This is a genomic window from Salipiger sp. PrR007, from assembly GCF_010499845.1.
GTDB lineage: Bacteria > Pseudomonadota > Alphaproteobacteria > Rhodobacterales > Rhodobacteraceae > Salipiger > Salipiger pacificus_A.
In genome coordinates, this window is sequence record NZ_JAAGOZ010000072.1 from 195,396 (window position 1) to 217,087 (window position 21,692).

General features: G+C 67.4%; 22 protein-coding genes. 10 read left to right on the top strand and 12 right to left on the bottom strand.

The window, feature by feature from the left end; genetic code table 11:
• Positions 1-46 precede the first annotated feature (46 nt).
• Positions 47-892 carry a helix-turn-helix domain-containing protein gene (locus G0Q01_RS23205; protein ID WP_164197839.1) on the bottom strand — a complete coding sequence of 282 codons (846 nt, stop codon included), beginning with the start codon at positions 890-892 and terminating at the stop codon, positions 47-49.
• An 89-nt stretch (positions 893-981) separates the two neighbouring features.
• On the opposite strand from G0Q01_RS23205, the gene pobA reads away from it, so the two are divergent.
• The 5 genes from pobA to G0Q01_RS23230 all read left to right on the top strand — a co-directional run bounded on the left by pobA (position 982) and on the right by G0Q01_RS23230 (position 5,636).
• Positions 982-2,151 (top strand): 4-hydroxybenzoate 3-monooxygenase, encoded by a 1,170-nt coding sequence (pobA, locus tag G0Q01_RS23210; RefSeq protein ID WP_164197838.1) that lies wholly within the window; start codon positions 982-984, stop codon positions 2,149-2,151.
• Between the two features lie 160 nt (positions 2,152-2,311).
• Positions 2,312-3,019: an ABC transporter permease gene (locus G0Q01_RS23215; RefSeq protein ID WP_164197837.1), complete on the top strand. Its 708-nt coding sequence runs from the start codon at positions 2,312-2,314 to the stop codon at positions 3,017-3,019.
• 24 nt (positions 3,020-3,043) lie between these two features.
• Positions 3,044-3,811, top strand: a complete 768-nt coding sequence (locus tag G0Q01_RS23220) for an ATP-binding cassette domain-containing protein (RefSeq protein WP_203595142.1) — start codon at positions 3,044-3,046, stop codon at positions 3,809-3,811.
• 57 nt (positions 3,812-3,868) lie between these two features.
• Positions 3,869-4,690, top strand: a complete 822-nt coding sequence (locus G0Q01_RS23225) for a substrate-binding domain-containing protein (RefSeq protein WP_164197836.1) — start codon at positions 3,869-3,871, stop codon at positions 4,688-4,690.
• A gap of 34 nt (positions 4,691-4,724) precedes the next feature.
• Positions 4,725-5,636 carry a helix-turn-helix transcriptional regulator gene (locus tag G0Q01_RS23230; protein WP_235940347.1) on the top strand — a complete coding sequence of 304 codons (912 nt, stop codon included), beginning with the start codon at positions 4,725-4,727 and terminating at the stop codon, positions 5,634-5,636.
• Here the strand turns inward: G0Q01_RS23230 and G0Q01_RS23235 are convergent.
• From G0Q01_RS23235 to G0Q01_RS23280, 11 genes are all read right to left on the bottom strand, one after another.
• Complete coding sequence (locus tag G0Q01_RS23235; protein WP_164197835.1) at positions 5,633-6,898, bottom strand: lytic transglycosylase domain-containing protein; 1,266 nt, start codon at positions 6,896-6,898, stop codon at positions 5,633-5,635. The two genes, G0Q01_RS23230 and G0Q01_RS23235, sit on opposite strands and share 4 nt — an antisense overlap.
• Before the next feature lie 40 nt (positions 6,899-6,938).
• Complete coding sequence (locus G0Q01_RS23240) at positions 6,939-8,315, bottom strand: sigma-54 dependent transcriptional regulator (protein WP_164197834.1); 1,377 nt, start codon at positions 8,313-8,315, stop codon at positions 6,939-6,941.
• Between the two features lie 7 nt (positions 8,316-8,322).
• The gene (locus G0Q01_RS27155) at positions 8,323-8,454 is read right to left on the bottom strand and encodes a hypothetical protein (protein WP_255455681.1); all 132 of its coding nucleotides are present in this window, start codon (positions 8,452-8,454) and stop codon (positions 8,323-8,325) included.
• Between the two features lie 6 nt (positions 8,455-8,460).
• Positions 8,461-9,759: a c-type cytochrome gene (locus tag G0Q01_RS23245; RefSeq protein WP_164197833.1), complete on the bottom strand. Its 1,299-nt coding sequence runs from the start codon at positions 9,757-9,759 to the stop codon at positions 8,461-8,463.
• Between the two features lie 5 nt (positions 9,760-9,764).
• Entirely contained in the window at positions 9,765-10,985 is a 1,221-nt protein-coding gene (locus tag G0Q01_RS23250) for a formate dehydrogenase subunit gamma (protein ID WP_108970425.1), read from the bottom strand.
• Positions 10,986-11,098: 113 nt separating this feature from the next.
• Positions 11,099-11,692: a formate dehydrogenase FDH3 subunit beta gene (gene fdh3B / locus G0Q01_RS23255; RefSeq protein WP_095882707.1), complete on the bottom strand. Its 594-nt coding sequence runs from the start codon at positions 11,690-11,692 to the stop codon at positions 11,099-11,101.
• A 12-nt stretch (positions 11,693-11,704) separates the two neighbouring features.
• Positions 11,705-14,683 (bottom strand): formate dehydrogenase subunit alpha, encoded by a 2,979-nt coding sequence (locus tag G0Q01_RS23260; RefSeq protein ID WP_164197832.1) that lies wholly within the window; start codon positions 14,681-14,683, stop codon positions 11,705-11,707.
• A 124-nt stretch (positions 14,684-14,807) separates the two neighbouring features.
• Positions 14,808-15,002, bottom strand: coding sequence for a twin-arginine translocation signal domain-containing protein (locus tag G0Q01_RS23265; RefSeq protein ID WP_092424675.1), 195 nt, complete (start codon positions 15,000-15,002; stop codon positions 14,808-14,810).
• Between the two features lie 50 nt (positions 15,003-15,052).
• Positions 15,053-15,667, bottom strand: coding sequence for a molecular chaperone (locus tag G0Q01_RS23270; protein ID WP_108970322.1), 615 nt, complete (start codon positions 15,665-15,667; stop codon positions 15,053-15,055).
• A 17-nt stretch (positions 15,668-15,684) separates the two neighbouring features.
• Positions 15,685-16,320 carry a DUF3306 domain-containing protein gene (locus tag G0Q01_RS23275; RefSeq protein ID WP_164197831.1) on the bottom strand — a complete coding sequence of 212 codons (636 nt, stop codon included), beginning with the start codon at positions 16,318-16,320 and terminating at the stop codon, positions 15,685-15,687.
• Positions 16,317-16,850, bottom strand: a complete 534-nt coding sequence (locus tag G0Q01_RS23280; RefSeq protein WP_164198049.1) for a DUF3305 domain-containing protein — start codon at positions 16,848-16,850, stop codon at positions 16,317-16,319. Before G0Q01_RS23280 ends, G0Q01_RS23275 begins: the two co-directional genes overlap by 4 nt.
• A gap of 374 nt (positions 16,851-17,224) precedes the next feature.
• Between G0Q01_RS23280 and G0Q01_RS23285 the strand changes: the two genes are divergently transcribed.
• Genes G0Q01_RS23285 through G0Q01_RS23305 form a run of 5 tightly spaced genes read left to right on the top strand, consistent with a single transcriptional unit; the run spans position 17,225 to position 21,670 of the window.
• Positions 17,225-19,171, top strand: coding sequence for a 4Fe-4S binding protein (locus G0Q01_RS23285; protein WP_164197830.1), 1,947 nt, complete (start codon positions 17,225-17,227; stop codon positions 19,169-19,171).
• Between the two features lie 23 nt (positions 19,172-19,194).
• The gene (locus tag G0Q01_RS23290) at positions 19,195-19,386 is read left to right on the top strand and encodes a DUF6494 family protein (RefSeq protein ID WP_108970325.1); all 192 of its coding nucleotides are present in this window, start codon (positions 19,195-19,197) and stop codon (positions 19,384-19,386) included.
• Positions 19,387-19,390: 4 nt separating this feature from the next.
• On the top strand, positions 19,391-20,455 hold the full coding sequence (locus G0Q01_RS23295; RefSeq protein ID WP_108970326.1) for an Mrp/NBP35 family ATP-binding protein: 1,065 nt from the start codon (positions 19,391-19,393) through the stop codon (positions 20,453-20,455).
• Positions 20,452-21,162 carry a biotin/lipoate--protein ligase family protein gene (locus G0Q01_RS23300; protein WP_164197829.1) on the top strand — a complete coding sequence of 237 codons (711 nt, stop codon included), beginning with the start codon at positions 20,452-20,454 and terminating at the stop codon, positions 21,160-21,162. Before G0Q01_RS23295 ends, G0Q01_RS23300 begins: the two co-directional genes overlap by 4 nt.
• Before the next feature lie 10 nt (positions 21,163-21,172).
• Positions 21,173-21,670, top strand: coding sequence for a DUF6505 family protein (locus G0Q01_RS23305; protein WP_164197828.1), 498 nt, complete (start codon positions 21,173-21,175; stop codon positions 21,668-21,670).
• The last annotated feature ends 22 nt before the right edge of the window (positions 21,671-21,692 follow it).

The following is a 21,692-nucleotide window of genomic DNA, read 5'->3' on the forward strand; positions in this document are numbered from 1 at the left end:
AAGCGATACGCCTCTGCGCGCCGGGGTCAAGCGGGTGGGCCGCGGCTCAGCCGACAAAGCGGCCGCGGTAGTCGCTCGGGCTCTGGCCGCGCAACGCGCGGAAGCGGCGGGAGAAATAGGCCGGGTCGGCAAAGCCCAGCCGGTAGCCGACCTCGGCCACGGGCACCTGGGTGAAGGCGAGCATCCGGCTGGCCTCGGTCATCACCTTGCCCTCGATGTAGCGCGAGGCGCTGAGGCCGGTGGCGGCGCGGCAGATCCGGGTGAGATGGCCGGGGGTGATCGACAGGGCCGCGGCGTAGTCGCCGGCGCGCCAGCCCTCGGCAAGATGTTCGGCGATCAGCCGGTCGAGCGCCATCATCTTCGCCCCGCCGGGGGCGGCGGCCTCCTCGGTCGGGGCCAGCGCGCAGATCTCGGCAAGCAGCGCCTGCGCCAGCGAGACCAGCAGGTTTGCGCGGTAGGGGCCGGGGCGGGCAAAGGCAGCGACGAGTTGCTCGGAAAGGGTGACCAGCGTGTCCGAGGCCGTGCCGACCACTGGGCGCGAGAGCCGGGCGGCAAGCCCCGGCGAGGTGGGCCGCATCCCCGCGAGCACAGGTGCGGGGAAGGAGAGCACCAGACCTTCGCTCAGCTTCTGGAACTCGAAGCCATGCACGATCTGTACCGGGATCAGGAGGAACTGCCCGTCATCGAGCGTCGCGTCTTGACCGTCGATCCGGACCTCGGCGTGTCCCTGCCGCATGAAGAAAACCTGGGTGATCTCTGCGTGTCTGTGCGGGGAAATCACCCAATCGTGAAGTCTTGCCCGGTCCCAGATGCGCTCGCAATGCACCGTGTCGGGGAAGCCTCCGGTCTCACCGAAGAGATCGAAAAAGGGGATGTCTGGACGCTGGGTCATGCATGAATAGTACCAGCCTATGCGGCTCCCGTCTATTCGCGCGCGGCCCTGCAGGGCGTAGGCTGCCAACAATTATCGGAGGAGACTGCATGAAAACCGAAGTCGTGATCATCGGCGGCGGCCCTTCGGGCCTGCTGCTTTCGCAGCTGCTGAACAAGGCCGGGGTCGCAACCGTGGTGCTCGAACGGTCGAGCCGCGAGCATGTGCTGTCGCGCATCCGGGCGGGCATCCTCGAATGGGGCACGGTCGAGCTGCTGCGCGAGGCCGGGGTCGGCGCGCGCATGGATGCCGAAGGGTATCCGCACGACGGCACCTACCTGACCGATGCCGAGCTGATGGTGCATATCGACTTCAAGGCGCTCACCGGCAAGCAGGTCATGGTCTACGGTCAGACCGAGGTGACCCATGACCTCTACGAAGCGCAAGACGCGATGGGGACCACGGTGATCCACGGGGTCGAGGATGTGACCATTCATGACCTCGACGCGTCCGAGGCCGCGGTTGAGTACACGCTGAACGGCGAACGGCACCGCATCACCTGCGCGTATGTGGCCGGATGTGATGGCTTCCACGGCGTCAGCCGCAAGACCATCCCCGAAGAGAAGCGCCGCGAGTTCGAGCGGGTCTACCCCTTCGGCTGGCTGGGGATCCTCTCGCGCACGCCGCCGGTGCATGACGAGCTGATCTATTCCAACTCACCGCATGGTTTCGCGCTGGCCTCGATGCGCAACGAGAACCTGGTGCGCTACTATGTGCAGGTGCCGCTGACCGACAAGGTCGAGGACTGGTCTGACGAGCGTTTCTGGACCGAGTTCAAGCGCCGCATCCCCTCGGAGGCGGCCGCCAAGCTGATCACCGGCCCGTCGATCGAGAAATCCATCGCGCCGCTGCGCAGCTTCGTCTCGGAGCCGCTGCGCTGGGGCCGGCTGTTCCTTGTCGGCGATGCCGCGCATATCGTGCCGCCGACCGGGGCGAAGGGGCTGAACCTCGCGGTTTCGGATGTCTATTACCTGCACGAGGCGCTGATCTCGGCGCTGAAGGCGGGCCAGACGGCGGGCATCGACGGCTATTCCGAGCGCGCGCTGGCGCGGATCTGGAAGGCGATGCGCTTCAGCTGGCAGATGACCACCATGCTGCACAGTTTCGAGGGCGAGGACAGCTTCGCCGCGGAGATGCGCCGCGCCACTCTGCAGCATCTGGCGGACTCGGAAACCGCGCGCAAGGACCTCGCCGAGAACTACGTCGGCCTGCCTTTCTGAGGCGTCTCGGCCAGATCCTGGGAAATTTTGCAGTATGCCATAGACCGCGGCCCGCTCCATTGAGCGGGCCGTATCTTGTTCAGGCCATTGACGACCCTTGCGTCATGGGCCAGAGGGTGCATAGTCGAATGAGGCAAAATTTCCGCAGGGAGGGTAAATTTTGCAAAACATCGGAGAGGCCTTCCACTTGGCGCTGTCGCTGGTCCTGTCCGGCGAGGCCGATCTCTACGAGATCGTCGGCCTCTCGCTGCGGGTCAGCCTTAGCGCCACGGTGCTTGCCTGCGTGATCGGCCTGCCGGTCGGCGCGCTGGTCGCGGTGAGCCGGTTCCGCGGTCGGGGTGTCGTCTTGGTCGTGATGAACGCGCTGATGGGGCTGCCGCCGGTGGTCGTCGGCCTGTTGGTTTATCTCTACCTCTCCCGCTCGGGACCGCTCGGCTTTCTGGGGCTGCTCTACACGCCGGGCGCGATGATCTTCGCGCAGACCATCCTCATCGTGCCCATCGTCGCCGCGCTGTCGCGGCAGGTGCTGGAAGACCTGCACGCCGAATACGCCGAGCAGTTCCGCTCGCTGTGCCTCACGCGTTGGCAGAGCATTGCCGCGCTGCTCTGGGACGGGCGCTACGCGCTCTTGACCGTGGGGCTGGCGGGCTTTGGTCGGGCCGTGGCCGAGGTCGGCGCGGTGATCATCGTCGGCGGCAATATCGACCACCTGACCCGCGTGATGACCACCGCGATCGCGCTCGAGACCTCCAAGGGCGACCTGCCGCTGGCGCTGGCGCTGGGGATCATACTGCTGGTTCTGGCGCTCGGGGTGAACGCCGGGGTGCAGACCCTGCGCATGACCGCGGCACGGCAGGCGCATGTCTGAGGTGTCCGATGTCTGAGCAAACCCATGTCTGACCTGCCGATCACCGCCGTGCCGCCCGTGGCGCGCCCCCGCGACGAGGCTGCGATGAAACGCCCGCTTCTGCCCCTGCGTGTCTCTGGCCTGCGGCTGGCCTCGGGCGGCGCGGCGCTGCTCGACGGGGTGGATCTGACGCTCGCGACCGGCGGTTGCACGGTGATCATGGGGCCGAACGGCGCGGGCAAGAGCCTGCTGCTGAAGATGCTGCACGGGCTGCTGGTGCCCGGAGGCGGCGAGGTGAGCTGGAACGGCACCCCCGCCGCGCGGGCCACAGCGCGGCAGGCGCTGGTGTTCCAGAAACCGGTGCTGCTGCGCCGCTCGGTGGCTGCCAATCTTGATTTCGTGCTGAAGACCCGGCGCCGCGACCGCGCGCGCCGCGATGCGCTGCTGCGCGAGGTCGGGCTTCTGCACAAGGCGCGCCAACCCGCGCGGATGCTTTCGGGCGGCGAGGCGCAGCGGCTGGCATTGGCCCGGGCGCTGGCCATCGATCCCGAGGTGCTGTTCCTCGACGAGCCCACCGCCAGCCTCGATCCCGCCTCGGTGCTGGTGATCGAGCGCATCGTGGCCGCCGCCCGCGACCGGGGGACGCGGATCATCTTTGTCACCCATGACATCGGGCAGGCCCGTCGCATGGCCGACGAGGTGGTTTTCCTGCACCGCGGCCGCGTCGCCGAGCACAGCAGCGCCGATGTCTTTTTCCCCGAGCCACGCAGCGCGGCGGCGCGGGACTATCTCGCGGGTCGGATCGTGCTCTGACCCGTCGGCCACACTCTCACCAAGTTATTGATTACCAAGGACAGAAGGACGTTCCTCATGACCATCGCAAGACTGATCGCCTCGACCGCGCTGACCCTCGGACTCGCCGGCGGCGCCCTCGCGCAGGAGCAGTCGATCATCGTGCAGTCGACCACCTCGACCGCCAACTCGGGGCTCTACGACTACCTGCTGCCGATCTACACCGGCGAGAGCGGCATCACCGTCAACGTCGTCGCCGTGGGCACCGGGCAGGCGATCAAGAACGCCGAGAACTGCGACGGCGACCTGCTGCTGGTGCACGCCAAGCCGTCGGAGGAGAAATTCGTCGAGGCAGGCTTCGGCACCACGCGCACGGATCTGATGTACAATGACTTCGTCATCGTCGGCCCGGAGAGCGACCCGGCGGGCGTGAAGGGCATGACCGACGTCGAGGCGGCGTTGACCAAGATCTCCGAGGCGGGCGCGCTCTTTGCCTCGCGCGGGGATGACAGCGGCACCCACAAGAAAGAGGTTGCGCTCTGGAAGGCCGCGGGCATCGACACCACGGCGGCCTCGGGCGATTGGTATCGCGAAACCGGGTCGGGCATGGGCGCGACGCTGAACGCCGGTATCGGCATGGGCGCTTACGTGATGACCGACCGTGCCACCTGGATCAGCTTCCAGAACAAGCAGGATTACGCGGTCGAGGTCGAGGGCGACGAGGATCTTTTCAACCAGTACGGCGTGATCCCGGTGAACCCTGAGAAATGCCCCTCGGTGAAGATCGACGCGGCGCAGGACTTCGCCGACTGGCTGGTCTCGGACGAGGGCCAGCAGGCCATCGCGGAGTACAAGATCGAGGGCCAGCAGCTGTTCTTCCCCAACGCACCGAAGAACTGATAGGGTTCGGGGGCGGCACGGTGCCGCCCCCAACATGCCCGAGACGATGACTGACCTGCAGAGCCCGCCCCCAGACCATCCCCACGAATACCTTACCGTCCGAGAGCTGGCCGATCTGCTCCGCCTGAAGGAGCGCAAGGTCTACGATCTTGCCGCTTCGGGCGAGGTTCCCTGTTCGCGCGCCACCGGAAAGCTGCTCTTCCCCGCCGCCGAGATCCGCGCCTGGATCGAGGGCGCGCAAAGGGGCGGGTTCGTCGCGGCGCCCGTGGTGCGCCCCGGGGTCTTCCTCGGCTCCCACGATCCTCTGCTCGATTGGGCGATCCGCCAGTCGCGCTGCGGGCTTGCCACCTATTTCGACGGCTCGCTCGATGGGCTGGCCCGCTTTGCTGCGGGCGAGGGCGTCGCCTCGGGTCTTCACGTGCGCGATACCGAGGGCGGCTGGAACATTGGCGCGGCGCGCGAGGCGGCCTCAGGGCAGAACGCGGTGCTGGTGGGCTTCGCGGCCCGGAGGCGCGGGCTGGTGCTGCGCCAAGACGGGCCTGCTCCGCAGGTGCTCGCGGATCTTGCGGGACTGCGTCTGGCGCCGCGGCAGGACAGTTCCGGCACTGCCGGGTTGCTGCGCGATCTCGCCGCAGAGGCCGGGCTCGAGCTGGGCACCGTCACGCTGACCTCGCTGGAGCGCACGGAGGACGAGGCGGTGCAAAGCGTGCGCCGCGGCGAAGCGGATGTGACCTTCGGCCTCGAGTCGGTGGCGCGGACCTACGGGCTGCCCTTCGTGCCGGTGATCGAAGAGCGCTTCGACCTGCTCATCGACCGAAAGGCTTATTTCGAGCCGCCTCTGCAGACGCTCATGGCCTTCTGCCGCTCCGAGACCTTCCGCAGCCGTGCCGAAAGCCTTGGGGGCTATGACCTGTCGCGGCTCGGCGAGGTGGTCTGGAACGCCTAGCGCAGCGCGCTCTTCATCGCGGTCTCGGGGAAACAGGTGGCCGGGCGCCCCTGTGCCTCCTGCCAGAGGCCGATCGAGCGGCGGGTCTTGAACCCCGGCAGCCCGTCGGCGCCGCCGACGTCATGGCCCATGCTTTCCAGCGCCCGCTGCATGGCGGCAACGTCTGAGCGGTAAAGGCCGCCCACCTTGCCCCAGCCCGCGCTGAAATCGCCGGACCCGTACTGGATTCGATCCCCCACGTGGCCGACGAAGAGCGCGTAGAGATCGCTCATGTTGTAATCCTTCAGCACGTAGAAGTTGGGGGTGACAATGAACGCCGGCCCATGCCGCCCGGCGGGCATCAGCAGAAAGCCCTCGCCGCGCCGCTCGTGCTCGGGGAAGGGGCGGCCCGAGACGCGGCTGATCCCCATCTTCTCCCAGTCCGAGATCCGCTTGCCCTGATCCGGGCCCTCAAGCGTGCAGGAGACCGAGGCCGGAACGCGCACCTCGAAGCCCCAGTCGCGCCCGCTCTGCCAGCCGTGTTTGGCGAGGTAGGTGCCGATCGAGGCGATGGTGTCCGCCTCGGACCGCCAGATGTCCGCATGGCCGTCACCATTGCCGTCGGCAGCGTATTTCAGGAAGTTCGATGGCATGAACTGCGGCTGCCCGAGCGCCCCGGCCCAGGAGCTTTTCATCACCCCGGCGGGCGCATGCCCGGCTTGTGCGATTTGCAGCGCGGCGATCAGCTCGCCAGTGAAATACGCGGCGCGGGTGGACATGAAGCCCTTGGTGCCCAGGACCTCGAAGGCGCTGTGCGGGATCGCCACGCGTCCATAGCCACTTTCGCGCCCCCAGATGCCGAGGATGATCCGGCCGGGCACACCGGTGGCCTTTTCCGTCGCCGCGAGGGCCGAGGCGTGCTGCCGCGCCATCTGCCGCCCGATGGAGGTGGCGCTGTCGAGGGAGCCGCGGTTGAAATATTTCGCCGGCTGGCCGAACTCGGCCTGGCGCTGCCGCTTGGGGGTCTGCGGCTTGGTGCCGGGGGGCACGAGGTCCGGCAGGTCCCAGTTGAGATGCACGCCCGCAAAGGCTGCCTCGAAAGTTGCGCGCGAGACGCCGCTGCGCGCCGCCTGCGGCCAGACCGTCTGTTCCAGCCAGCCGCGGAACTGGCGCTCGACGGCACCGCGGTCGAGCGCGGCGGCAGGGGAGGCAAAGCAGGCGCAGGCCAGGAGCGCGGCCGCGACGGCCTTGCGCCATCCGTGGAAGGTGAGGGGGCTGTTCATGGGGACTCCGGGGGGCTGCTCGGGCGGATTTTGCCCCAGCCTAACGCAGCGCCTGGGGCGGGGCCACGCTCTCTTCGCCCCATTGTACCATCTTGCGGTCGATGGTCTTGCGCGAGACCCCGAGCCTTCGCGCCGCCTCTGCCCGGTTGCCGTCGCAGAGGTCAAGCATGTGCAGGATGTGGCGCTGCACCACGAGGTCGAGATCCTCGATTGCCCGCGCCCCGATCACCTCGCCCGCGCCCGAGAACTCTTCGGGGAAGCCGCCAAGGATGACCGAGCGTTCGATCAGGTTGCGCAGCTCGCGCACGTTGCCGGGCCAGGCGTAGCGGCGCAGTTTCAACAGGGTCTGCTCGTCAAGCTCGAGCCCTTGCATGCCGAGCGCCTGGCTGAATTGCCGAGTGAACAGCGCGGCCAGCTCGAGGATGTCGTCGGAGCGGTCGGAGAGGGGTGGCATCTCGACGTTGAGCACGTTGATGCGGTGATAGAGATCGGCGCGGAACTTGTTCTGGGCCACAAGCGCTTCGAGATCGGCATTGGTGGCGAAGAGAAAGCGCAGGTTCAGCGGAATCTCGCGCTCGGCGCCGGTGGGGCGGATGCGCTGGTCCTCGAGCACCCGCAGCAGCGCCGCCTGCAGCGGCTCGGGCATCTGCGCAACTTCATCAAGGAATAGCGTTCCGCCGTCCGCCAGCAGCAACAGGCCGGGCTTCAGCCGCTCGCCGTTCTCGAGGCTGCCGAAAAGCTCCTGCACCATGCGGTCGGGGGCGATGGCGGCGCAGTTGACCGGCACGAAGGGTTTGTCCGAGCGGTCGGACAGCTGGTGGAGGTGCCGCGCGGCCATCTCCTTGCCGGTGCCGCTGGCGCCGGTGAAGAGCACCGGGGTCGGCAGCGGCGCCAGCTTGGCCAAGAGCGCGCGGACCGCGACCATGACTTCGGACTTGCCGAGCAGCTTGCCCTGGAATTGCCCGGTGCGCAGTTCGCGGCGCAGCAGCGTGTTGTCGCGGCGCAGATATTTGCGGTCGAGGGTGCGTGCCACGGCGCCGAGAATCTGGTTGGCGCGAAAGGGTTTCAGCACGAAATCGCTGACCCCGGCGCGCAGCGCGGTGATCGCGGTTTCCAGATCCGCATAGGCGGTGATCAGGATGGTGTCGCCAAAGAACCCCTTGCGCTGCTGTTCGGCCAGCCAGTCGAGCCCGGTCATCCTCGGCATCACGTTGTCGAGGATGACGAGGTCGAAATGCGCCGCGTCGAGTTTCTGCGTCGCCTCGAGCGCCGAGCCCGCCTCCTCGACCCGCTGCACCTTGGGGCCCAGCATCTTGACGAGGAAGTTGCGCATGCCCGGCTCGTCATCGACCACGAGGATCGAGGCGCCGGCAAGCGTCGGGCCGTAGTCGTCGGTGGCGGCGTCCTTCGGCGTCATGCGTGCCTCAGTGGTCGTCGAGCCGGACGTTGGAGCTCGAATAGACCTCGGCGGACGAGAAATTCATCTCATGCAGGCCGAAATAGGCGACGATCCCGATGACGATGATGGCGGCGAAGCCTGTGAACATGGCTTTCATGTGCGGTCACTCTCCTTTGGTGGCCTGTTTGAGGTAGTCTATCAGATCGGCCCGGTCGCTGCCGCCCGCGATCACCTGCATGGGCATCTTCGAGCCGGGAATGTAGTGGTCCGGGCCCTGATCGAAAAGCGCGTCGATCGTGGTCTCGGTCCAGGTTATGTCGGAGCCGTCGAGGATTGGCGAATAGCTGTAGCCCGGCACCGTGCCCGCGCGGCGGCCGAAAACGCCGTGCAGCGTCGGACCCGCCTTGCGCGAGGGGCCGGGGGTCAGCGCGTGGCAGATCGAGCATTTGCGCATGAATTGCCGCTCGCCGTTGGGCATGGTCTCGGCAGCGCGCAGGAAGCTGCGTTCGCCCGTGATGCCGGGCTCGAAGGCGTCCAGTGCTTCGACCGGCCAGGCATAGGCGACATCGTCGAGGCCCCCGGCGTGGATCACCGTGCCGTCGGGCGAGAAGGCCAACGCCCAGACCGGCCCCTGCCGGGTGGCGCGGAAGTCGCGGGTGATCTGCCAGCTTTCGGTGTCGACGATCATGATGAACCCCTCGCCGTCGCCCACGGCGAGCTGATGCGAGGGAGCATTGTAGGCCAGGGCGAGGATCGGCCGGCGGTCGAGCGTCAGGTCGGCGAGCTGCGCGCCGCTCGCAAGATCGAGCACCCGGGTGCCGCCGTCGACGGCGCCATAGGCGATCCAGCCCGGACCCACGGCCAGCCGGTTGATGCCGAAGCCATGCTGGGCGATGGCCAGAGGTGCCTCTGCGGTGGTGAGATCATAGCGCAGCAGCGCCCCGGCCATCGTCGCGGCATAGAGCGTGTCGGGCCCCTCGAACGCCAGGGCGTTGACGCCGGCGCCCGGGGGGGGCAGGGCGGTGCCCGCGCCAGTGGCCCCGCTTGTGTCCTCGCCGCCGTCGAGCGGCCAGAGGATGATCGAGCCGTCCCAGCTTCCGCTGGCGACGGTCGTGGCATCCGGCGAAACCGCCAGCGCCGCGACCTTTCCCTGGTGCTGGCCCATCACGCGCGGGGGATCGCCCCAGGCGCGCACGGCGAAATCGTCGCCGCCCGAGACCAGCGTGCCTTCGGGCCCCCAGGCCAGGGCGGTCACCGCCGCCGCATGTCCCTCGAGCCAAGTCGGCGTGAGCGCGTCCCAAAGACCCACGGAATTGTCGAAACTGCCGGTCGCCACCTGCCCCGAGGGAGAAACGGCGATGCCCATGATCGGTCCGCCGTGGCCCTTCAGAGTGGCGAACTCCTGCGCCGCCGCGGGGGCGGCGCAGAGCATCAGGCTCAGGATCAAGGCCAGGCGGCCCATCTCGGTCACTCCGCGGGCGTGGCCGACTTGCGGGCCGACCCATGACCTTCGGCGGCCTCGCGCTCCTTGACCTTCTCGTACCAGATCGAGTGGTGCTGATGCGCCCAGTTCTCGTCGACCTGGCCGGAGCCCATGGCGTCATAGGCGCCCTCCATGCCGATCGTGCCGATGTAGATGTGGCCGATGATGACCGCCATCAGCAGGAAGGCGACGATGGCATGCCAGAGCTGCGCGAACTGCATTTCCTCCTGCGGGGCGAGCTCGACGGGGAAGGTGTCCATGCCGAACCAGCCGGGCACGCCCCAGTCGTTGAGCACCGAGAAGGTGTGGGCAAAGAGGGGCATGTCGAAGGGGAAGAGCAGCGACAGCCCCGAGACCGAGACCGAGGCCCCGAGCAGGATCACGCTCCAAAAGATGATCTTCTGGCCGGCGTTGAACTTCTTCGCGGGCGGGTGCTTCTTGCCGATGATGCCGCCGGCCTGGGCGAACCAGGTGATGTCGGTGCGGTCGGGGATGTTGTGCCAGACCCACATGACGAAGACCATGATCAGCGCCAGCATGAAGGCCCAGCTGACGTTGTTGTGGATCAGCTTCGAGTAGTGCAGCAGCGCGGCGTTGAAGTCATGGCCCAGCAGCGGCACGAGGTACTTGCGCCCGAAGAGGGTGAAGAGCCCGGTGAAGCCGAGCAGCAGGAAGGAGCCGGCCAGCGTCCAGTGGGCGAAACGCTCGATCCACTTGAAGCGCAGCACGGTGCTGCCAGTCTTGCCGCCGTCGATCTTGATGCGGCCGCGCAGCAGGAAGAACACTGCCAGCACGCCGATGGTGCCGAGCAGCAGCCAGCCGCCGTAGGTGGCCAGCGGGCCCTGGCGGAAGGTCAGCCACCACATGCCGCCGTCCTGGATCAGCACCTTGCCGTTGGGGTTGATCGTCGAGGCGCGCACGTCGGCCTCGTTGTAGCGCAGGGCGCGCCAGAGGTCCGGGTCCGAGGCGCCGCCGAGCGGCCCCATGCCCGGAGCGTTGACGGCATCGCCGCCGATGTTCTCGCGCCGGAAGCTGTCATCGACCTTGATGCCTGCCTGCCTGCGCATGATGTCCTCGAGCGTCTGCGCGCCGCCGGTGGCGGAGCGGTCGGGCTCGGGCGGAAGAAGAGTGCCCTGCGCCGCGACGCCCAGCGGGGCGGCGGTCAGCAGGACCAGTGCGAAAAGTGCCAGCAGGTGGCGCAGCATGGTCGTCTCCATGAAGTAGGGTCACGCGAGAATCGCGCGGAACGGCGGCAGGCGCCGCCCCGCGCGGGACTTCGTTGCGTTGCCGGCGGGCCCGAAAGCCCGCCGTCCTTGGCTCAGTTGGCCTTTTCGTCGTAGGCGGTGCCCCAGCCCCAGGCGCCCGAGCCGAAGCCACGGGCCACCACGCGCTCGCGGTAGATCGCCGACACTTGGTCGCCGTCACCGGCCAGCAGGGCCTTGGTCGAGCACATCTCGGCGCAGATGGGCAGCTTGCCCTCGGCGATCCGGTTGCGCCCGTACTTCTGGAACTCGGCCGCGGAATTGTTCTCTTCCGGACCACCGTTGCAGAAGGTGCACTTGTCCATCTTGCCGCGGGAGCCGAAGTTGCCCGCCTGCGGGTACTGCGGCGCGCCGAAGGGGCACGCGTAGAAGCAGTAGCCGCAGCCGATGCACAGGTCCTTGGAGTGCAGCACCACACCTTCTTCGGTCTGGTAGAAGCAGTCCACCGGGCAGACGGCCATGCAGGGCGCGTCCGAGCAGTGCATGCAGGCGACCGAGATCGAGCGTTCGCCCGGCTGGCCGTCCTGGATGGTCACCACCCGCCGACGGTTGATGCCCCACGGCACCTCGTGCTCGTTCTTGCACGCGGTGACGCAGGCGTTGCACTCGATGCAGCGTTCGGCATCGCAGAGGAATTTAGCTCGTGCCATGTCTCGCTCTCCTTACGCCGGCATGATCTTGCAGAGTGTGGCCTTGGTCTCCTGCATCTGCGTGACGGAGTCGTAGCCATAGGTCTGCGCGGTGTTGGTGGATTCGCCCAGCACGATCGGGTCCGCCCCGTCGGGGTATTTCGACCGCTGGTCGACCCCTTCGAAATGGCCACCGAAGTGGAAGGGCATGAAGGCAACGCCCTCTCCGACCCGCGGGGTGACCATGGCCATGACCTTGACCTTGCCGCCCTCGGGGCCCTCGACCCACACGTCCGCCCCGTCACGCACACCAAGGTTGTTGGCGTCGCGCGGGTTGATCTCGACGAACATGTTCTGCTGGAGCTCGGCGAGCCACGGGTTGGACCGTGTCTCGTCGCCGCCACCCTCGTATTCGACCAGTCGGCCGGAGGTGAGGATGATCGGATAGTCCTTCGAGAAGTCGTTCTTCTGGATCGAGGCGTACATGGTCGGCACCCGCCAGAAGGTCTTGTCCTCGTAGGTCGGGTAGTCTTCCACCAGGTCGCGCCGGTTGGTGTAGAGCGGCTCGCGGTGCAGCGGGATCGGATCCGGGAAGGTCCAGACCACGCAGCGGGCCTTGGCGTTGCCGTAGGGGGCGCAGCCATGCTTGATCGCCACGCGCTGGATGCCGCCCGAAAGGTCGGTCTTCCAGTTCACGCCGCCGATCTGCTCGGCGAAGTCCGAGGGGTAGGGGCCGGTCTGCGACTGCTCGCCAACTTCGGTGTCGGTCTCTGGACGCGAGTCCGTGTACCCGGCGACCCACTCGATCATCCGACGCTCGTAGGGGGTGAGATCCTTGTCCCAGCCGAGATCGATCAGCATCTGCATGGTGAACTCGGGATAGCCATCCTCGATCTCCGACCCGACGGTGTAGGAGCCTTCGGCGAGGAGGTTCTCACCGTTGCGCTCCACGCCGTAGCGGGCGCGGAAGGGCAGACCGCCCTCGGCCACCGGCAGAGAGATGTCATAGAGGTTGGCCGAGCCCGGGTGGTTCATCTCGGCAGTGCCCCAGCAGGGCCACGGCATCCCGTAGAAGTCGCCATCCGCGGGGCCACCGTTCGCGCGCAGCGTCGTGCGGTCGAAGGTGTGCTGGTTCGCCATGTGCGTCTTGAGGCGCTCCGGCGACTGGCCGGTGTAGCCCACCGTCCACATGCCCTTGTTGAACTCGCGGGTCAGATCCTCGATCAGCGGCTCCTCGCCGTTCACCTCGATGTTGCGGAACATGCGATCCGCAAAGCCGAACTTGGTGGCGAACTTGTGCATGATGATGTGGTCGGGCAGGGACTCGAAGAGCGGGTCCACCACCTTGTCACGCCATTGCAGCGAGCGGTTCGACGCGGTGACCGAGCCGTAGGTCTCGAACTGCGTCGCGGCCGGCAGCAGGTAGGTGTTGTCGGTCCGGTCGTGCAGGATCGCCGAGACGGTGGGATAGGGGTCCACCACGACCAAGAGGTCGAGCTTCTCCATCGCCGTCTTCATTTCCTTGAGGCGGGTCTGCGAGTTGGGGGCGTGGCCCCAGAAGACCATCGCGCGGGTGTTGTCGGGCTGTTCGAGGTTTTCCTTCGCCTCGAGCACGCCGTCGATCCAGCGCGAGACGGGGATGCCGGTCAGCCCCATCATCTCCTTGTCCTTGCCGTCCTTGCCTTTCAGCATGGCGAAGCGGGACTTGAGCCAGTCGAGGTCCTCTCCCCAGACACGCGCCCAATGCGCCCATGCGCCCGCGGTCAGGCCGTAGTAGCCCGGCAGCGTGTCGGCGAGCACGCCGAGGTCGGTCGCGCCCTGCACGTTGTCATGGCCGCGGAAGATGTTGGTGCCGCCGCCGGCGGTGCCCATGTTTCCGAGGGCCAGCTGCAGGATGCAGTAGGCGCGGGTGTTGTTGTTGCCGTTGGTGTGCTGGGTGCCGCCCATGCACCAGATCACGGTGCCCGGACGGTTGTTGGCCAGCGTCCGCGCCACGCGCTCGAGCTGGCTGCCCGGCACGCCGGTCACACGCTCGACCTCGTCCGGGGTCCACTTGGCGACCTCGGGACGGATCTGATCCATCCCCCAGACGCGGCTGCGGATGAAGTCCTTGTCTTCCCAGCCGTTCTCGAAGATGTGCCACAGCAGGCCCCAGACCAGCGCCACGTCCGAACCCGGACGGAACCGCACGTATTCGTCCGCGTGGGCGGCGGTGCGGGTGAAGCGCGGGTCGCAGACGATCAGCGGCGCGTTGTTCTGTTCCTTGGCCTTCAGCACGTGCTGCAGCGAGACGGGGTGCGCCTCGGCCGGGTTGCCGCCGATGATGAAGATGGCCTTGGAATTGTGGATGTCGTTGTAGGAGTTGGTCATGGCGCCGTAGCCCCATGTGTTCGCAACGCCCGCAACCGTGGTCGAGTGGCAGATCCGGGCCTGGTGATCCACGTTGTTCGTGCCCCAGTAGGCGGCGAACTTGCGGAACAGGTAGGCCTGCTCGTTGCTGTGCTTGGCCGAGCCCAGCCAGTAGACCGAGTCAGGGCCGGAGCTGTCGCGGATCGACAGCATCTGGTCGCCGATCTCGTTGATCGCCTGCTCCCAAGAGATGCGCTGCCATTCGCCGCCCACCTTCTTCATCGGGTACTTCAGGCGCCGCTCGCCATGCGCGTGCTCGCGCACCGAGGCGCCCTTGGCGCAATGCGAGCCGAGGTTGAACGGGCTGTCCCAGCCGGGCTCCTGCCCGATCCAGACGCCGCCCTGCACCTCTGCCATCACGGTACAGCCGACCGAGCAGTGGGTGCAGACGGATTTCACCGTTTTGATCTCGCCGCCGGTGGCGGTGGCCGCGGTGGCCTGGGTTACCGTACCTCCGGTGGCGGCCACGGCCGCAAGGCCGCCGATCGCCAGACCGGACCCGCGCAGGAAGGCGCGACGGTCAACCGAAGTGTTCGCCACTTCGGAAAGGATACTTGTCCGCTGGGGGCGTCGCGCAACCCCGTTGGTCTTTTTCCTCAACATGTTTCTCTCTCCCCTTGCGCGCTAGGCCCCCGCATGGTGCCTGGCTTGCTTGGTGTTGATCGGGTGCCTCGGACAGTCGGGCGTCACGCAACCAGTCGTCCTTGGCGGGAAGTGCCTCGTCCGGTCAGAACCGGGCGGCGGCGTAATAGGCGCGCGTGTGCGCGGTGTCCTGCATCTTGTTCGACGACAGGTCGGGCTCGGCGGCTTCCGCCTCGGTCCCGGTGGTGGTCGCCACGGCGACCGCCGCAAGCGGCGCTGCCGTCGAGGCCAGTTTCAGGAAATCGCGGCGGCTGGTCGCCTCCTCGTCTTTCCGCTTCATCGAGAGACCTCCTCTCTCAGGGTTGCGGCGGTTGCCCGCCCTTGTGCGGATCACTCCGCGCTCATCCGGAAGGCTTCGGTCTCGATCTCCATGAAGGCCCGGCCGAGACGTCCGACCGGGGCATAGAAGACCGAGTTCTTGGCGCCCTCGAGATCCGAATAGAAATGGCTCGCCCAGGGGGCGATGTGCTTGTTGAAGAAGCTCTTCTGCTGGCTCAGCGTGGCCGGGGTGCCGAAGCGCCCGACGATCATCGCGCCCATCATCTCCATCAGCGAGGCGATGTTGTCCTCGGGCTCGAAGACGTTCTCGGCGCGGGCGAGGCCACGCGCGGTCATGTCCTGGCGCAGAAGGGCGAGCGGCTTCTCGTTCAGAAAGCCCGTCAGGTAGTAGGAGGCATAGGGCAGCAGCTCGCCGCGCCCGAGACCGATGAAGAGGCGGTTGTACTCGCTCTCCACCGCCTTGGGTTTGGAGATCTTCGCCACCTTTGCCAGCGTGGTCACCGCCTCGCCGATCGGGCTGGCATCGCCGGTCAGCCCGGCGCATTGATCGATCAGACCCTGGTCGGCGGGCCGGGAGAGGAGCAGGCCGAGGAAGTTGTAGAGGTCGGCGCGCAGGCGGTCCTCGTCGGCGATCTTCGGGGCAGTGGCTTGTGCGGCTGCGGTCATGTCAGGCGTGTCCGTCATCAGCTGGCCTCGAAGGAAAAGCGCATGCGGCGCGCGCTGGCGGGCAGGGCGCTTTCCTCGGGCTCGGGGTCAATTTGGGCGGCCTCGGCCACCTGCGGCTCGGTGGTATGCAGCGGCGGGATCTCCGGCTGCGCCTCGATGGTCGGGCCGAGGGTTTCAGGTGCGCGGATCGACGTGCTGTCGGCGTCGGCAATCTCGGCCTGATCCTCCTCCGCCTGGGGCTCGGCACTCTCGGTCTCGGTCTGCTGTCGTCCGACGTATTCGAGATGCGCCAGCAGCCCCTTGCCGACCTGATAGGTCGTCTTGAAGTCGGCAGCAGGGGTCACGCCGGTGAAGTCGGTGTCATAGTCGTTCAGCCCATCGAGGCAGGCCAGCACCGGGTTCGACCGCCAGAGGGCACGCAGGGCGCGGTTCTTCAGCCGCTTGGGCAACTGCGACTCGAGGAACTTGCGGACCATTTCGCCGTCGGTGATCTCTTCCGGCGCGGGAAGCCCGGCCTCGGCCAGCAGTTCCTCGTCGCTGCGCTCGGCCAGTTGCGCCTCGGTCTCTGCGCGGCGGGCGGTGTCCTGCGCCTGCTCGTCGGAGCGGGTCTCGGCCGCGACGGCGGCTTTTCGGCGGGACCAGAAATCCTTCATTGCAGCCTCCCTCTTTTCAGGGCGGGCGAGGCGTAGATATCTGCGGGCTTGGAAATGCGCGGATCGCCGATGCCGTCCTGCTGGCCATCCACCTTGGCACGATCCCGGCGGCGTTTCACGAATTCTTCCTCTTCGTGGTAACGCTCGACGAAATCGCCGACCCAGGCCAGCAGCCCGGCGGGCATCGGCACCTTCTCGACGATGTCCTCGCCGCTGTCGCAATAGTCCTGCGCCTCGTAGGGAGAGGCGGTGATCAGCACGACCTCGAAGGGGTGTTCGCCGAGGGTCTTGCGCATCACGACGTAGACGCTGGGTTCGCGGGCAGTGATGCCATGCAGGTAGGCCTCGGTTTCGGCACGGTAGAGCTCGAGCGAGAGCGTCGCGGCGTGATACTCGACCGCATCGCCCTCGCGGCGCAGCTCGCGCCAGTCGGCAGGGCCGGCGCCGGGCAGTACGGCAACGGCCCGCCAGGCCCACTTGGCCCACCGGGTGACGCCGGGAGTGCGGCGCAGGACCACCCCCACGGGCATGTATTGATCGTTGCTCGGATGACCTGTCACAGTGATGTATCCTTCCTCCCACTGTGATTGAAGCAACTAGAGCGCCTCGGGGAAGGGCCAATTTGTGCACAGCGGTATTCTGTGACCGATGGTGGACATTTTGGGTAGTCGTCGAGGGGGCAAAAATGCGGCAAGGTCAAACTGTCCAATCCGACCTTTTTACTCCGAAAAGGTGCTGCGACGCGGCATGCGAATCACACCGGCGCGGAGCGGTGCAGAGGTCTGGTCGTGGGCGGCTTTCCGCTCGCGGAATTGAGTTGTGGGATAGGGCGAATCGGGGCTAGCTAGCCCCAATACCGAGCGCAAAACGGCCCGGATCCGCGCCGTTCGCCAGGAAGGAAGTCATGACCAAGACCTTGATTACATGTGATTGTATGGGCACGCAGTCCATCGATGCCGAGGCACTCGCCAAAGCCACGGGATTCGAGGTCGCGCCGCCCTGCAAGGCACTCTGCACCAGCCAGATCGAGCGCGCCGCCAAGGGATTGACGCAGGGGAATGTTGTCCTCTGCTGCACCCAGGAGAGCCGCACCTTCGAGGCGTTGGCCGAGGAGCTGGAGGTGGAGGCCGCGCCGCTGCTCGACCTGCGCGACCGCGCCGGCTGGAGCGCCGACGGCGCATCCAAACTACCCAAAATGTCCGCCCTCGCCGCCGAGGCCATGCTGCCCGCGGCACCGGAGAAGACCCTCGACGTCATCTCCGAGGGGCTGTGCCTGATCCTCGGCGCGCCGGAGGTAGCGCTCGAGGCGGCAGCGCAGCTGGCCCCGCATCTTGGCGTGACGGTGCTGCTCGAGCGGGCGGACGAGATCCCCGACACCCGCGCCTTCGACGTGGTCACCGGTCGTCTGCGCAAGGCCCAGGGCGCGCTTGGCCAGTTCAAGGTGACCATCGATGCGCTGCGCCAGGTGGAGCCCGGCGGGCGCGGCAGCTTCACCCTGACCGAGCCACGTGATGGTGGCGTGTCGCAGTGCGACGTGATCCTCGACCTGCGCCGCGAGCCGCCGCTCTTCCCGGCGCATGAAAAGCGCGAGGGCTACCTGCGCGCCGATCCCGGGCGCCCGCAGGCGGTGGCGGCAGCGGTCATGGCGGCGTCGCACCTTGTCGGCACATTCGAGAAACCGCTCTACGTGCGGCTCGAATCTCTGCTTTGCGCCCATTCCCGCGCGGGCCAGACCGGCTGCACCAATTGCCTCGACCTCTGCCCCACCGGGGCGATCTCGCCCGATGGCGAGCATGTAACGGTCGATCCGATGATTTGCGCCGGCTGCGGGGCCTGTTCTTCGGCCTGCCCGTCGGGGGCGATCAGCTACGATGCGCCGCCGGTGGATCTCACCATGCGCCGCGTGCAGACGCTGGCCAAGACCTTCCTCGACGCTGGGGGCCAAGCGCCGCGCCTTCTGGTGCACGACGCGCATGGGGCCGAGATGATCCGGCTTTCGGCGCGCCACGGCGACGGGCTGCCCGCCGACGTGATCCCGCTGGAAATCCGCGCCATCGGCGCCTTCGGCCATGCCGAGAGCGTGGCTGCGCTGGCCGCCGGCTTTGCCTCGGTCACAATCTTGCCAGGGCCGGGGGCCGACCTGCCGGCGCTGCAGGCGCAGGTGGCGCTGTCGGATGCGATCAGCGGTGGCGGCAAGGTGCGCCTGCTGGAAACACCGGATCCCGACGCCATGTCCGCCGCGCTCTACGCCGAAGAGGCCCCCGCGCCGGTCGCCACGCCGGTGCGCCCGATGGGCACCCGCCGCCAGATCACCCGGCAGGCGGCGAAGGCGCTGCATCCCGGTGCCGAGAGCCTTCCGCTGCCCGAGGGCGCGCCCTATGGCGCCGTGCTGGTCGATACCGACGCCTGCACGCTGTGCCTGTCCTGCGTCTCGCTGTGCCCCTCCGGCGCGCTCGGCGACAACCCGGACCTGCCGCAGCTGCGCTTCCAGGAGGACGCCTGCCTGCAGTGCGGGCTTTGCGCCAACGTCTGCCCCGAGGATGCGATCACCTACGAGCCGCGCCTTCTGCTCAGCGACGAGGCGCTCGAGCAGCGCGTGGTCAACGAGGAAGAGCCCTTTGCCTGCATCGAGTGCGGCACGCTTTTCGGGGTGAAATCGACCATTGACCGGATCACCGAAAAGCTTCAGTCCCACGCCATGTTCGGCGGCGACAAGCTGCGGATGATCCAGATGTGTGACGACTGCCGGGTGAATGCGCAGTATCATGCGCAGGACAACCCGTTTGCCGCCGGCGAGCGTCCGCGTCCCCGGACCACGGACGATTACCTCAGCAAACGGCGCGACCACTGAATGCCGAGCCACAGGAGGCCCGAATGAGCGACGATTTCAACATGTCCATGCGCAAGTTCCTCAAGCAGGTGGGCGTCACCTCGCAGCAGGCCATCGAGGAGGCCATGCGCGGCAGCGACACGGCCGGGAAGAGTTTTGCCGTGAAAGCCGTGATCACCATCGAAGAGCTCGGTCTGACCCATGAGGTCACGGGCGAGATCAAGGGACAGGAGTAAACCCTTGCCAGCCAGCAGAGAGGCGGTTCAGGCCGTCCTGAAGAGCGTCGCCGATCCGGTTGCGGGCGGCGACATCATGTCGAGCGGCGTCGTGCGCGCGCTGAATGTGGACGAGGCGGGCGCGGTGCGTTTCGTCATGGAGATCCCGCCCAGCCAGAGCGCCGCCTACACCAAGATCAAGGATCAGGCCGAGAACGCGCTCAAGGCCACCGAGGGTGTCTCGGCGGTCTCGATCGTGCTGACCGGCCACACCGAGAAGGCGCCGCCCGATCTGAAGATGCGCAAGGCCGAGCCGCAAGGCCCGCAGCGCATCCCGGGGGTAAACCACATCATCGCGATTGCCTCGGGCAAGGGCGGGGTCGGCAAGTCCACCGTCTCGTCCAACATCGCCTGCGCGCTCGCGCAGCAGGGGCGGCGCGTAGGTCTGCTGGATGCCGATGTCTACGGGCCGAGCCAGCCGCGCATGCTGGGTGTCTCGGGCCGTCCTGCCTCGCCCGACGGCAAGACCATCCTGCCGCTGCGCAACCACGGCGTCACCATGATGTCGATCGGCCTGATGACCAACGAGGATCAGGCGGTGGTCTGGCGCGGCCCGATGCTGATGGGCGCGCTGCAGCAGATGATGATGCAGGTGCAATGGGGCGCGCTCGACGTGCTGATCGTCGATCTGCCGCCGGGCACCGGCGACGTGCAGATGACGCTGAGCCAGAAGGCGCATGTGGACGGGGCCATCGTGGTCAGCACGCCGCAGGACGTGGCGCTGCTCGATGCGCGCAAGGGCATCGACATGTTCAAGCAACTGAACGTGCCGATCCTCGGCATGGTGGAGAACATGAGCACCCACGTCTGCTCGAACTGCGGCCATGAAGAGCATGTCTTCGGCCATGGCGGCGTCGCCGCCGAGGCGGCGAAGCTCGGCGTGCCGCTGCTCGCCGAGGTGCCGCTCGACCTGCAGATCCGCCTCGCCTCGGACGGCGGCGCGCCGATCGTGGTGAGCCAGCCCGACAGCGCGCAGGCACAGGCGTTCCATGCGATCGCATCCGCGCTGGTGGCGCAGGGGGTGGCATGAGCACCACCGACGCGCTTGCCTTCCCGCCCCTTCTGTGGGGCGAGGAGGTGACCACTGATGCCTTTGACCACGCCTGCCAGCGCGCCCTTCTGGGCTGCGATGCCGGGCTGGTCGCCTATCGCATAACCGCCGATGTGCTTCAGGGCGCGCTGGTCTTTGCCCCCGAGGTGCCGCTCAAGCAGGCCCTGTCGATGCTGCCGCTCTGCGGCGTCGGTTTCCAGAACGCGCTTGGCGTCATGGCGCCGCCCGAGGTCTCGGTGCACTTGGACTGGGACGGCGGCATCCGGATCAACGGCGCCGCCTGCGGGCGGTTCCGCTGCATGGCCTCGACGAGCGATCCCGCCCAAGTGCCGGACTGGCTGGTCATCGGCTTCACCCTGCCGCTGATCCCCGAGAGCGACCGTCCCGGCGACACCCCCGACCAGACCTCGCTCTTCGCCGAGGGCTGCGCCGAGGTGCAGCCGCCCGCGTTGCTGGAAGCCTGGGCGCGTCACACGCTGAACTGGGTCAACCGCTGGGAGGACGAGGGCAGCCGCGCGCTGCACACCGACTGGCGCGCACTGGCGCAGGACATGGGCGAGGAGGTCACGCAGAACGGGCTTTCCGGCACCTTCCTCGGCGTCGACGAGGACTTCGGCATGTTGCTGCGCGACGGCGAGACCACCCATCTCATTCCGCTCACCACCCTGCTTGAGCCCGCCCCTTGAAGGATTTTGCATGAAGCTCGCCCGCGCCATCCATTTCGACGAAAGCGACACCCGTGTCTTCGCCTCGCCCGCCCGCACCGGGGAATGGTGCATCTCGGGCGGCTTCGAGTTCTCCAATTGGACCGAGGGCGATCTTACCGGCAAGGCGCGACAGGCCTTTGCCAACGGCTGGCTGGGGCTCGAGACCTTCGGCCGGGTGACCTTCGTCGCGGTGACCAATGCCGAGCCCGCCGAGATGCAGGCGCTGACCGACCTCTTGGCCGAGCACTTCGTGACCTATTACGGCGCGCCTTCGGTCGAGGCCGCGCGCCCGGTCGCCGCCGAAGAGCTGGCGCAGATGGTCGAGCTCTGCGACGACCACCCGGCCAACACCCTGCTCACCGTCGCCCGCGAGCTGACCGAGGCCGGGGTGCGCGAAAGCTACCGGGTGATCGAGGCCAGCGACGCCGGGCTCGAGCAGTTCGCCATTCACGGCTCGCTCGACGACCCGCACGACCACCACCACTGAGCCGCGCCCAAATCCGGCCCCC